The organism is Stenotrophomonas sp. YJH_SMC_130, assembly GCF_059369035.1.
In genome coordinates, this window is the sequence record NZ_JCAFSH010000003.1 from 304,538 (window position 1) to 315,407 (window position 10,870).

The 10,870-nt window shown below is 63.4% G+C and carries 14 protein-coding genes; 6 read left to right on the forward strand and 8 right to left on the reverse strand.

Translation table 11 applies throughout. The features are described 5' to 3' along the window. The first annotated feature begins 2 nt into the window (after positions 1–2). A complete protein-coding gene (locus tag AC5P5V_RS07790) occupies positions 3–812 on the forward strand; it encodes a S1 family peptidase (RefSeq protein ID WP_134967941.1) in 810 nt (269 codons plus the stop codon). 216 nt (positions 813–1,028) lie between these two features. On the opposite strand, the gene AC5P5V_RS07795 is transcribed toward AC5P5V_RS07790, so the two are convergent. Then, complete coding sequence (locus AC5P5V_RS07795) at positions 1,029–1,367, reverse strand: P-II family nitrogen regulator (RefSeq protein WP_005411374.1); 339 nt, start codon at positions 1,365–1,367, stop codon at positions 1,029–1,031. A 157-nt stretch (positions 1,368–1,524) separates the two neighbouring features. Between AC5P5V_RS07795 and ubiK the strand changes: the two genes are divergently transcribed. Together ubiK and arr are read left to right on the forward strand one after the other, a co-directional pair. Next, the gene (gene ubiK / locus AC5P5V_RS07800; protein ID WP_012512353.1) at positions 1,525–1,776 is read left to right on the forward strand and encodes a ubiquinone biosynthesis accessory factor UbiK; all 252 of its coding nucleotides are present in this window, start codon (positions 1,525–1,527) and stop codon (positions 1,774–1,776) included. A gap of 126 nt (positions 1,777–1,902) precedes the next feature. Next, positions 1,903–2,337 (forward strand): NAD(+)--rifampin ADP-ribosyltransferase, encoded by a 435-nt coding sequence (gene arr / locus AC5P5V_RS07805; RefSeq protein ID WP_134967942.1) that lies wholly within the window; start codon positions 1,903–1,905, stop codon positions 2,335–2,337. Here arr and AC5P5V_RS07810 read toward each other — a convergent pair. From AC5P5V_RS07810 to AC5P5V_RS07825, 4 genes are all read right to left on the reverse strand, one after another. Beyond that, positions 2,330–2,776: a DUF4279 domain-containing protein gene (locus tag AC5P5V_RS07810; protein WP_321573210.1), complete on the reverse strand. Its 447-nt coding sequence runs from the start codon at positions 2,774–2,776 to the stop codon at positions 2,330–2,332. The two genes, arr and AC5P5V_RS07810, sit on opposite strands and share 8 nt — an antisense overlap. A 309-nt stretch (positions 2,777–3,085) precedes the next feature. Beyond that, positions 3,086–3,442: a CPCC family cysteine-rich protein gene (locus AC5P5V_RS07815; protein WP_134967943.1), complete on the reverse strand. Its 357-nt coding sequence runs from the start codon at positions 3,440–3,442 to the stop codon at positions 3,086–3,088. A 502-nt stretch (positions 3,443–3,944) separates the two neighbouring features. Further along, on the reverse strand, positions 3,945–4,118 hold the full coding sequence (locus AC5P5V_RS07820) for a hypothetical protein (RefSeq protein WP_231352362.1): 174 nt from the start codon (positions 4,116–4,118) through the stop codon (positions 3,945–3,947). Positions 4,119–4,361: 243 nt separating this feature from the next. Next, on the reverse strand, positions 4,362–4,964 hold the full coding sequence (locus AC5P5V_RS07825) for a DUF998 domain-containing protein (protein ID WP_134967944.1): 603 nt from the start codon (positions 4,962–4,964) through the stop codon (positions 4,362–4,364). Between the two features lie 630 nt (positions 4,965–5,594). Here AC5P5V_RS07825 and AC5P5V_RS07830 point away from each other — a divergent pair. After that, positions 5,595–5,951 carry a hypothetical protein gene (locus tag AC5P5V_RS07830; RefSeq protein ID WP_134967945.1) on the forward strand — a complete coding sequence of 119 codons (357 nt, stop codon included), beginning with the start codon at positions 5,595–5,597 and terminating at the stop codon, positions 5,949–5,951. A 45-nt stretch (positions 5,952–5,996) separates the two neighbouring features. Further along, positions 5,997–6,527 (forward strand): cold-shock protein, encoded by a 531-nt coding sequence (locus AC5P5V_RS07835; protein WP_134967946.1) that lies wholly within the window; start codon positions 5,997–5,999, stop codon positions 6,525–6,527. Between the two features lie 76 nt (positions 6,528–6,603). Here AC5P5V_RS07835 and AC5P5V_RS07840 read toward each other — a convergent pair whose 3' ends face one another. Together AC5P5V_RS07840 and AC5P5V_RS07845 are read right to left on the reverse strand one after the other, a co-directional pair. After that, entirely contained in the window at positions 6,604–7,122 is a 519-nt protein-coding gene (locus AC5P5V_RS07840) for a hypothetical protein (protein WP_229298489.1), read from the reverse strand. Between the two features lie 178 nt (positions 7,123–7,300). Continuing rightward, a complete protein-coding gene (locus tag AC5P5V_RS07845; RefSeq protein WP_134967947.1) occupies positions 7,301–8,335 on the reverse strand; it encodes an RHS repeat domain-containing protein in 1,035 nt (344 codons plus the stop codon). A 406-nt stretch (positions 8,336–8,741) separates the two neighbouring features. Between AC5P5V_RS07845 and AC5P5V_RS07850 the strand changes: the two genes are divergently transcribed. Then, positions 8,742–10,241: a YifB family Mg chelatase-like AAA ATPase gene (locus tag AC5P5V_RS07850; RefSeq protein WP_231352363.1), complete on the forward strand. Its 1,500-nt coding sequence runs from the start codon at positions 8,742–8,744 to the stop codon at positions 10,239–10,241. 124 nt (positions 10,242–10,365) lie between these two features. Here the strand turns inward: AC5P5V_RS07850 and AC5P5V_RS07855 are convergent, their stop codons facing one another. Beyond that, the gene (locus AC5P5V_RS07855; protein ID WP_134967949.1) at positions 10,366–10,752 is read right to left on the reverse strand and encodes a hypothetical protein; all 387 of its coding nucleotides are present in this window, start codon (positions 10,750–10,752) and stop codon (positions 10,366–10,368) included. Between the last annotated feature and the right edge of the window lie 118 nt (positions 10,753–10,870).

The following is a 10,870-nucleotide window of genomic DNA, read 5'->3' on the forward strand; positions in this document are numbered from 1 at the left end:
CCATGCGCCGCTGGCTCCTTCTCGCCTGGGCTACCCTGCCCTTCTCCGCCGACGCCATTGTCATCCGCAGCGATGTGGATGACAGCGCCTACCGCGTACCGGCATCCGCGTTCCCGGCCTTGGTCGACCTGCCCGGTGAGGGCCACGGCGTCCTGATCGCGCCGCGCTGGGTGGTGACCGCCGCACACGCCGCGCCCATGGAAGGCATGGACACCGAGGTGCAGATCAACGGTCGCCCGTACCGTGTCGAGCGCGTGTTCGTGCATCCCGGTTACCGGCGCATGCCCGAAGCGCTTGGCCAGGCGGCGCTGGCGTCAGGCAACCCAGGCCCCATCCACGCCTTCCTCGCCGCCTCCGATGACATCGCCCTGATTCAGCTGGCCGCACCGGTCAGCGACGTTGCGCCGGTTCGCCTCTATCGCGGGCAGGCCGAAGCGGGAAAGATCGCTACTCTGGTCGGCAAGGGGGCCACGGGCACCGGCATGACCGGGCTGGCGCCGGGTGGATCGCACCGCGGCATCCTGCGCCGCGCCGAAAACGCAGTGACAGGTGGCAATGGCCGCTATCTGTGGTATCGATTCGACGGGCCCAACGGCGGCCTGCCACTGGAGGGCGTGCTCGGCAGCGGTGACAGCGGCGGCCCGTTGATGATCCACGGCGCTCATGGCTGGGAGCTGATCGGCCTGGGCTCGTGGATCACCGCAGTGCCGGAGCATGCGCTTGAAGCCGGCTACTACGGGCAGGTGGTGCACAACGTGCGCATCTCGCGCTATGCCGACTGGATCGACACCATGATACGCACCGCGCCGTAGAGTCGAGTCTGCTCGACTCAAGCAACCCGCCGGCCAAGCGACAGAGCCGAATAGCCTGGTGGCATTGAATGCCTGACGGGGTAGAGTCGACTGTTAGTCGACTGCTCTTCCCGTCCGTGACCGAAATGCCCGCGCTGCGCGCGATAGTCGACTAACAGTCGACTCTACCCCGTAGCGTTCCCGGGACCAGTCGCGTTCGCGCATCCGGCGATGCACTTACAACGCGTCCGCGTCCAGCTCACCGGTACGAATACGCACCACGCTGCCCAGGTCGTACACGAACACCTTGCCGTCCCCAATCTTGCCGGTGCCGGCGGCCTTCACGATGGCCTCAACCACCGCCTCCACCTGGTCATCGGTTACCGCCACTTCCAGCTTCACCTTCGGCAGGAAATCGACCACATACTCCGCGCCACGGTACAGCTCGGTGTGGCCCTTCTGGCGACCAAAGCCCTTCACTTCCGTCACCGTGATCCCGGTGACCCCACGCTCGGCCAGCGCTTCGCGCACGTCGTCGAGCTTGAACGGCTTGATCACCGCCATGACCATCTTCATCGTCTATCTCCTGTCTTCCGGCGTGGAGGATAGCGCCTGAACGCGGCCCGTGCGAAGCCGCTGCCGCCTGTCCGGGCAGTGGGTGCCAGCAGTATCCTTGTGCCCGAACGGCCTGCCCGCGCCGGATGCACGGGCCCCCCCCCCCACGGAGCACCCCATGATCGACCTGAACCAAATCGATGACCTCGCCCGTCGCCTCAGCGACCTGGTGCCGCCGGGCCTGCGCGAATCGCGCGAGGAACTGCAGGCCACCTTCAAGAGCGCGCTGCAGGCCGGCCTGGCCAAGCTCGACCTGGTCACCCGCGAGGAGTTCGAAGTGCAGCGCGCCGTGCTGCTGAAGACCCGCGAAAAGCTGGATGCGCTGGAAACGGCCGTGCGCGAGCTGGAAGGGCGCGGCACCGCAGAATGAAAAAAGGAGGCGCACCGCGCCTCCCGTTTACAGATTATTTCCCGGATGGGGCCTTGCAGCAAGGCCCACCGGGCGCCCTAGACTCGCCGGCCTGTCGATCCGGCAGGACACGCAGGGGCAGTGCCGATGGCGCAGGACACCGAATGGACACCCGTTTCGCATGACACCTGCGACCAGATCGCCGGGCCGTTCTATCACGGCACCCGCGCTGATCTGGCGGTGGGCGAGCTGCTGAGTGCCGGTTTCCGCTCCAACTACCGCGACAGCCTGGTGATGAACCACATCTACTTCACCACCATTGCCAAGGGCGCCGGGCTGGCTGCGGAGATGGCCCGGGGTGAGGGGCGACCGCGCGTGTATGTGGTGGAGCCGACCGGGCCGTTTGAGGACGACCCGAATGTGACCAACAAGAAGTTTCCCGGGAACCCGACGCGGTCGTATCGGAGTGCGCAGCCGTTGCGGGTGGTGGGGGAGATTGTGGAGTGGGAGCTCTACGACGCGGAATTCGTTCGGCAGTTGAAGGCATTTGTTGCTTCGGGGAGTGGGGAGATCATCAATTGATGACCTTTTGGCGTTGGGCGTTGCGCACCTCTTCATCGGCTTCATAGATGTCCAGCCCGAGCTCAATGCCGCGCTCTCCCAGAGCGAGCAGCACGCGGGGCGAAAGCGAGACACCGTCATTGCTGCTGCCCATGAAAAGACCGCAGAACAGGTCAGGTCGGAAGCGTGCCAGAGCCTGCCATACGGCGAGATCGCCGGTGAGTTGATCGAGGATCTCGAAGATCTGAGCGTCCAGATCTTCAGGCTCACGACGCTCCGCATCACGTTGCCAGCTGCCAGTCCTGGCGATACGCACGGTGCCTGATGGGTTGCCTCTGAGTTCCTGGCCCTTGTGATGCGAAGCGGTCGGGGTCGCCCCGAGCAAGGCACTGACTTCTTCGGGCAGGAGGTCGTCTCCGAAGAATCTGAGGGTTACCAGGGAATGATCGAATGCGGCCATTGGAATCCAGTGCGTAGGCATCGTTGATGTCAGATTACGGCCGACCTGCCCACAAAGCACCATGTGGCGTACTTTCCCCTGGTACAGCGCGATCCTAGAGCGGCCGAGTTCAGCCATCAGGCCGACGCATGGCCGGCCCCACGCGTGGGATCAGGAGCCCTGCCAGATCCACGTTCAAGACACACGGGCAAGTTCGCTACGGGTCGCTGGCAGGTCAGTGATCCACAGGAAATGCCCTGCGCGAGCCAATGTCCGCTCTCGGCCAGTGGTGGACATTGGTGAACGTCATGAGTTGAGCCGCGAAGTGCTTCAGATCGAAAGAACGCCCAGCATCGACCAGTAAGCCTCCTTCTCGTACGAGACACTCTTGCTGTGCCAGTGATTGCCGCCCCTTAGAGCTTCGTAGTGCCCGATCTCCGTGCTGGACAAAGGGCACCAGCCAGATCCGCGGCGAAAGCCGCTTGCGACCTCGACGCCAAGGGGGAAACTGGAAAGAGCATTCTGCTGCGCTTGCGCCAGAGACTCGCCGTTGGCTCCGCCGGTGGATGTGGGGTTGGCAAGTTGCACTCCGTCATCCTCCCAGTTGCAGATCGGACATATGGCGTGGGACCCGTAGACGTCCTCCAGGGTCAGGAAGCCACACGATGGACAAGGCAAATCGATCATTGAGAATCAAGAACCTCAGGTGGACGAATCACTGGACTGGCAGGTGTCGCGTAGGGCTGAAGGGGACGAACGTCCGCTTCGGATCGAGAGCGGCCTCTAGCATTCCGGGTCGCGTTGTCTGGCGCCGGCACGTTTGCATTCAGCCAAGAGCGGGCATCAATCGCAAGAGCCTTCCATATCGTGGAGCACCGACACGAAAGTGTGAGCCCCGTCAGGCCGGCTGGATAGGCGATGCAAGATTCTCAAGCTCGACTCTTGCCGCGATACTGCAAGATGATAACCGGCTAGCGGCCGTGGTCTCTAGAGCAGCTCCATGCCGGAACCAGCCATCTACTCCAGCGATTCGTCACTCCCGCCTTTCCGCCTGGATATGGATACACGAAACACCGGAAGCCAAGGAATGATTGGACCAAGCATCCAGCTCTTCTGCAATTGAGCCATTCAGGAGCCATCCGCGGCCGGTGCCCTGAGCCGAAGCCAGGGCAAGAACCACAAATTCAGGTCACGATTGCGCAGCATGATTGGAGCAGGCACTCACCATGAAGCCGCCCTTCTGATATGGCTCGACGTGGAGATTGCTGACGCCAAGACCAGCTTGCTCAAAAGCTCGCGCCGCCACCTTGAGGGCGGCCTGCTGCGATGTGCAATCGGTGAACAAGCGCCAGTACAACTCCATGAATCCACAATCTTCTAAAAGGCCCTCTGGGCGCGGTTGCGCTACTTATAGCAGAAGGCGCGCACGACCATTTCCCCCCTTGCCACCCATGGTGCGAGCATCAAGGAACAGACAGATGGTTGAAAACGCCCAGGGCTTGAGCAGTGAGACCCCTGGCATGAGCCCCGAGAAGATCACCTTGAGCTGGGCCTGAGAATCGAGAAGTTCCTGGCTGAACCCGCCTGCTCCTGTCGTGCGCCCCCATCAATGCACGGTCTGCGTCTGCAGCACGCTTGAACCCCCGCGCAGCAGGTACAGCGCAACCAGGAATGGCCACAGCGAGTTGATCGACGAGAACAGGCGCTGGGTCAGCCCCCTGAACCCCTCCGGGTCCACGCCCACCACGTTCAACCAGAGATAGACGATGCTCGCGATGCTCACCAACGCGGTCACAGCATAAGCCCTTCGGTTGGCAGACCATGCGCTCAATTCGATGTGCGACATCGCCGGCGCAATGATATTTGCGATACCGATGGTGTAGAAGCCATGCATCGGATGGCCCATGGGCCAGAGCCCGTTGGTCAGCATAGAGACGCCAAAGACCATCCAGCAGATTGCACCTACTGCAATCCGGCGACCGGACTCCCTCCATACCCCGATGGAGAACGCCACGAAGCCTACGCCAGAGCCGATGGCGGCGATCCTGGCGCAGATGCTTGCGAGCGTCGGCGCCTGCAGCAGCTCGCTGGCGTGCTGTGCGAGCGGGTTGTAGCCCGGCGCGAACACGGCGGCAACGCTGGTCCAGAACAGGAACCACGGGAGCGGGAGCAGACCCGCAGACAGAAGAAGTCGATTGCGGCGTAACACGACAGTGATCCTTGTAGCGGCCTGCGCCAGTGGGTGGAGTCCGTTCAAACGCCGCAGAACCTTCCTGCTGCGGGCAGAACAGTTCCGAGTGACTACAGCGGTAGTCAGATTCTGCGTGGCGCCCCGTGGGGTCAATAGGCAGAAAGTCACTCACGCATGGAGGCGAAATACGCGGCATCCATCAGCGACCGTCGGACCAATGTTGTCGCATTTGCCGCTCCCTGCGTCTCTGGCGGAAGGTTCTGACGACTCCGTCCCAGAAGTGCTGCTGCGCCAAGCACGCCAAGGCTCTCGCCGCTTTCCTCGCTATGCGACAATGCCAAAAACGTCTCGGGTTTTGGCGGCATTGCCCCCTACCCGTTGGCATTCCGAACAACAGCAGGTAATCGTTACTGCGCCACCGTGCATCGGTGGTCGGGACTCGAAAACCCGGATTGCTAGACGTAAGTTTGCGCTTGCCAGCCGGCACCACCGCGCGTGGTGCCGGCTGGCAATCCGTCTGCCGGCTATGGCGGGCGGGGCGTGGGGGCCCTCGTGCCCGCCGGCTTTGTCTAGCAACCGGTTTTCGAGCCACGCTCTGCCCGCCACCTTTATCGGTGGCGGCTTCCGCCTGCATGCACGGAGCCAGCCATGACCACGCCGCACTCCCCTCCCCCGCGCCCGATCCAGCAAGCGCCCTCGGCCACTCCGGCCCCGGACCCCAACAGCCTCATCGCCACCCTGCACGCCATCGGTGCCGGTGCCGCAGCCGACGGCCAGCCCTGGCCCGAGCGACATCACCTGCGCAGCCGGCAGATGCAGTTGTCCGACGCCGACTGCGCCCTCACCGGCCAGCGCATCGTTCAGGAGATCCTGCTGGCGGCCGAGCGCACGCGCCAGAACGGTGAGCCCGAACAGTACGTCGGCGACCGGGTGATGGAGGGGCTGGTGATGGCCGATCTGGCACTCACCGCCTTCATCCACGAGCGGATGCGACCCAAGGACTGAGCGCGCTTATGGCGCGGACCTTTCTGCCTGTGTGCGGGGTGACGAATGAAGATGCACGGCCTTGCCGCTGCGGCGGTGTGCATCGCGGTGATCGGCGCGATGTGGGTGGAGTGGCCTGAGCCCGCGGGCAATCAGGTGTGGGCCTACCAGAAGCTGCAGCCGGCCGATTACCGCCTGCTGCACAGTGATGCGCTCGGCTTCGTGACCGCGAAGGCCCACGAGGGTTTTGAACTGCACACGCGCCATGCCAGGGCAACGTCCTTCGAGATCCGATGCAAGGGCGTGCTGGTGATGGAGGTGGAGAATGCGCCCTCGCGCGTGCTGATCCGCATGCCCGCCGATGCACGGTGGCGGGCGCCGGACATCGAGCGTCTACGCACCAGCTTCGAGCGCTGGCTGGATCTGCATCAGAGCCAGGGACGGTTGCTGGTGGAAAGTGCGGGGCCATCGTGGGTTGAGAAGCGGTTTGGGCGCTTCAATGGGCTGGTGCTGGATGAGCAGCGGTGTCTGTTTGGGGCGCCCGGCATCCGCCAGCCCGATCCCAGCAACGACTTCAGCGCTGAAGTGCCTTCGTAGGCTGACGCTCACAGTTGCGCTGCGCCTGCACCGCAAGGGGCCGCCCGATGCTCGATCATCAAGGACGGCGCCAACGTCAGGGGCGGTCTGTACTGATGGAAACCGAGCCGTCTTCCAGCAGGTGGACGTTTACATATGCGTCTGGCGGAGGTATCCGATCGATCGACGCCCCTGCGGGGAGAATGTCCCAACTGGTGATCGAGCCGCAGACTGTCCTATGCACCAATCGGCGACTATCCAACCCTCGCTTGGCAAGCTCGGCCACAACTACTTCAGGAGGCTGGCGGTCGAAGCCCTTGTAGGCGGTGCACGTCTCTCCCGTCTGGCCAATGGGATACGTTGAACTCTCCACCTCATCCCGGCACCCCGGCAGGCCCATGGCGAGCGAGAGGGCCATCAGTACTCGCAAGCCACGATAGAATTGTAGTGAACGCAGTTTTTCCAGCAGCTGATGTGGAGATTGGCATGCTTTCACTTGCACGCTGGTGAACCGGCCCCTGAAAAGAACAAGCCGCCCATTGGGCGATTTGTTCTTTGGTGCGAACGAAATCCCGGGACGGTGCACGCCTATCGCCTTCGATGCGAATTTTCCCACCACTGCTTCAGCGCAAGAAGCAGTTGAAGGAATAGAAAGATCACCGCGAAGTAGCCCCAAATACGCAATCCCGTGTGCATAGCGTCCGGGTAATTGCGGTACGTGAGAACTGCGAAGTACGAAACGCCAAAGACCGCAGCGAGAAGCTGAGTGCCTATGAAGCCTTTCAACAAGGGACTCATTTCTTCTTCTCCAAGTCCTTCTGTACGATAGTCGCCCCTGCTCCCGCCAGGCCCTGGCCCGCTTGGGACGCCGCACCCTGGAGCGCCGATTGCCTGGGAATGGCAGTTCCGGTTGACGCAGTGGCAGTTGCCATGTTCGGTCCACCTGGGCCGCGGGATTGACTCAGCCGTTGGAGTGATCCCCGTGCAGCTGGGCCTGCGAAATCACCCATGGCAACGCCAACCCCGGAGGCTGCCAATCCACCCGCTGCACTGCCAATCGCGTTTGAAGCGACGCCCTCCGCCGTGATGGGCTGCCCTTTGATTGCGCTCTCTGCGGCGGAGCCGGCACCGCCTGCCACCGCATTGACCACGGTCTGTATAGCAACTGCACGCCCTACCGAAATCGTGCCAGATCCGACTGCCGCAACGGCTACTCCACCGGCGCCTCCGGAGACAGAGCCAACCGCAGCCGCAATGCCAGCCTCCACTTTGTCGATAGGCTTATCCGGATTCATGGCTTTCTGGACTGCGATATCTGCGAGGCCGCCCAGGACGGCACCATAGATGAATGGCATTACCGGAACTCTTCCGTCCGGATCGGTGAAGGAATACGGATTGCCATAAGCGTAGCTGTAGCGATTGAAGTGTTTCGGACTTGAATGCGTGGAGATCGGATCCACCGAGAGGAAGAGTCCCAAGTGGGGATCATAGTAGCGCTGCTGCATGTAGCTCAGCCCAGTGGCAGCGTCGCTCACGTGTCCCGTATATCCAGGTCCATCCGCAACCTGCCCACCAACAACGGCCCCATAGGGTTCGTAGTCATAGCGCTTGACCACGTTGCCATTGGCGTCGGTCTCGGCAACCACCGAACCAAGCGCATCAGTATGAATGTAGGTGACCGTCTCGGCGCTTGCCGATGGCGCCAACGCCAAGCTCATCATTGGTATGCAACTGAGCCAGGTCCCCATGGGGGTCCGTTTAGGAAAGCGCTTCGCCAAGCCCCAAGGAAAAAGGAAAACACGGTGATCGATCTCCTCGAACTTTTCCATCCTTCCAATCCCATTGAAAGAGCCTACAGCAAGATCCCGTCTTCATATCACAGCCCCTGATGGCTGGGGAAGCCACACTGAGACCCGTGCGTGTTGACGTGAATCAAGCGCTGGTTGTTGCCACGCTGATCTTTCAGAAGCATCCGCAGGTAGGGCACCTGGATTCCCCAAGTGAAATTGGCGTGGCGCTAGGAAGTGCGCGGCATGTGAAACCGACGCCCCTCATTGGAGTAGCACAGCGTTAGCGTCGATCTTTCACTTGATGGCAGAGACCCGTGTCCGCAGAGGAAGAAGACACGCTCCAACCATCGGCCGGAATCCCCCTAGTATCTGCACCAGCAATTCCCGATAGTCCCACGCAGATTACCTGCAGCACCATCGAGCGTCCCTCTGCAGGAATCCACACATGAGCCTGGCGCTGGTCCACAGCCGTGCCCGCGCCGGGGTCGATGCCCCGCTGGTGCGGGTGGAAGTGCATCTCTCCGGTGGCCTGCCTGCCACCCAGATTGTCGGCCTGGCCGAGACCAGCGTGCGTGAATCCCGTGAGCGCGTGCGTGCCGCCCTTCTTTGCGCGCGCTTCGACTTTCCGCAGCGACGCATCACGCTCAACCTCGCGCCCGCTGACCTGCCCAAGGAAGGCGGGCCTTACGACCTGGCCATCGCGTTGGGCATTCTGGCAGCCAGTGGCCAGATCGATCCGCAGTCGCTGCTGCAATACGAGTTCCTGGGTGAGCTTGGCCTGACCGGCGAGCTGAGGCCGGTGGCCGGCGCGCTGCCGGCGGCGATTGCGGCGGCTGATGCCGGGCGCATCCTGGTGGTGCCACCGGGCAATGCCGCCGAGGCGGCCCTGGCCGAGCACGCCGATGTGCGCGTGGCCCGCACGCTGCTGGAGTGCTGCGCCGGGTTGGGCAATCCGCGTCTGTTGCCGTCCGTGGAGCGCGTGGACACGACACCGTTGCCACTGCCCGATCTGGCCGACGTGCGCGGGCAAGCGCATGCGCGGCGTGCGTTGGAAGTGGCCGCAGCGGGTGGTCACCATCTTCTGCTGATCGGCAGCCCTGGCTGCGGCAAGACATTGCTGGCCTCGCGCCTGCCCAGTCTGTTGCCGGACACCGAGGAGGCCGAGGCGTTGCAGCTGGCCGCGATTGCGTCGGTGAGTGGCGAAGGGCTGGATCCGCGGCGCTGGCGGCAACGGCCGTTCCGCTCTCCCCACCACAGTGCGAGCGCGGCGGCGCTGGTGGGCGGCGGCAACCCGCCCTGCCCCGGTGAGATCTCGCTGGCCCATCACGGCGTGCTGTTCCTGGATGAGCTTCCAGAGTGGAACCGCAGTGCATTGGAAACCCTGCGAGAGCCGCTGGAATCCGGCCACATCCGCATCGCCCGCGCGGCACGCAGCGTGCAGTATCCGGCGCGATTCCAGCTGGTGGCGGCGATGAATCCCTGCCCCTGCGGCTGGGCCGGCGACCGCAGCAACCGCTGCCTGTGCAGCGACGAACGCATCAACCGCTACCGTGCGCGCGTGTCAGGCCCACTGCTGGACCGCATCGACCTGCATATCAGCGTTGCGCGCATGGATGCGGTGGAGCTACGGGAAAGCACGCCGCTGGGTGAGCCCAGTGCCGCGGTACGTGCACGGGTGGAAGCCGCACATGCGCGGCAGCAGGTGCGTGGCGGGCTCAATGCGCATCTGCCGCCAGCGGCGCTGCGAGCCTGTACCCGACTCAGCGAGGCAGATCAGGACATGCTGGAGCAGGCCATCGAGCGTCTGCAGCTTTCCGCACGTGCGATGCACCGGATTCTGCGCGTGGCGCGCACGATTGCGGATCTGGCGGGTTGTGAAACGATCCAGACGGCGCATCTGGCTGAGGCGATTGGCTATCGGCAGTTGGATCGGGGAAAGCCTTAGAAATGCCGGTCGGGTTGGCTATTGGTAGAGTCGACCGTTGGTCGACTCTCGCGCGAAGCGCGGCCTTCTGAGAGGTAGATGCGAAGAGCGGTGGACTAACAGTCGACCCTACCAAGGGCAGGCATCAGGCTGCCGTATGCAACCGTCCCCGCTTCGCCAGCGACGCCACCCGACGGCTGACCAGCGCGTGGAGCTCCGCCAGTTCCGACGCCCGGCCAGCCGTCATGTTGTCGCCGAACAGCACCCGTGACAGTCCCGCCGCGTCGCTGTCCTCCGGGTGCTGCCAGCGGTCGCGATATACCTTCTGGCACACCAGCCACGCCTGCGGCAGCCCTCCGCCGGGCAGCGGGCGGACCACGCGTTCGTAGACCTGCCAGAACTGGTATTCGGCACGTAGGTCGATTGCAGGCGCCACGGACAGCGTCTGCCGGGGCCGTCCTGGGCCTCGGATGCCGAACAACCGGGTTGGCGGGGTCTGCTGTGCCATGCGCACAGGATGACCCAGCAACATTGTGGGAACCTTGCGTCGCCGCCAGAAAATCCCTGTTGATTGCCCAAGGCGGGCTTCCGGGCGGGCTGCGGGGTCAGAGCCCTTTGCCGTGCAAAGGGATCCGCCCCCCCGATCACGG

What these genes read in the sequence shown, in the direction of transcription:
- AC5P5V_RS07820 (WP_231352362.1), bottom strand. Translation starts at nt 4,118, where the DNA reads ATGGAGTTGTACTGGCGCTTGTTCACCGATTGCACATCGCAGCAGGCC.
- AC5P5V_RS07835 (WP_134967946.1), top strand. Translation starts at nt 5,997, where the DNA reads ATGAAGATGCACGGCCTTGCCGCTGCGGCGGTGTGCATCGCGGTGATC.
- AC5P5V_RS07830 (WP_134967945.1), top strand. Translation starts at nt 5,595, where the DNA reads ATGACCACGCCGCACTCCCCTCCCCCGCGCCCGATCCAGCAAGCGCCC.
- AC5P5V_RS07795 (WP_005411374.1), bottom strand. Translation starts at nt 1,367, where the DNA reads ATGAAGATGGTCATGGCGGTGATCAAGCCGTTCAAGCTCGACGACGTG.
- AC5P5V_RS07845 (WP_134967947.1), bottom strand. Translation starts at nt 8,335, where the DNA reads ATGGAAAAGTTCGAGGAGATCGATCACCGTGTTTTCCTTTTTCCTTGG.
- AC5P5V_RS07790 (WP_134967941.1), top strand. Translation starts at nt 3, where the DNA reads ATGCGCCGCTGGCTCCTTCTCGCCTGGGCTACCCTGCCCTTCTCCGCC.
- arr (WP_134967942.1), top strand. Translation starts at nt 1,903, where the DNA reads ATGGCGCAGGACACCGAATGGACACCCGTTTCGCATGACACCTGCGAC.
- ubiK (WP_012512353.1), top strand. Translation starts at nt 1,525, where the DNA reads ATGATCGACCTGAACCAAATCGATGACCTCGCCCGTCGCCTCAGCGAC.
- AC5P5V_RS07815 (WP_134967943.1), bottom strand. Translation starts at nt 3,442, where the DNA reads ATGATCGATTTGCCTTGTCCATCGTGTGGCTTCCTGACCCTGGAGGAC.
- AC5P5V_RS07855 (WP_134967949.1), bottom strand. Translation starts at nt 10,752, where the DNA reads ATGTTGCTGGGTCATCCTGTGCGCATGGCACAGCAGACCCCGCCAACC.
- AC5P5V_RS07850 (WP_231352363.1), top strand. Translation starts at nt 8,742, where the DNA reads ATGAGCCTGGCGCTGGTCCACAGCCGTGCCCGCGCCGGGGTCGATGCC.
- AC5P5V_RS07810 (WP_321573210.1), bottom strand. Translation starts at nt 2,776, where the DNA reads ATGGCCGCATTCGATCATTCCCTGGTAACCCTCAGATTCTTCGGAGAC.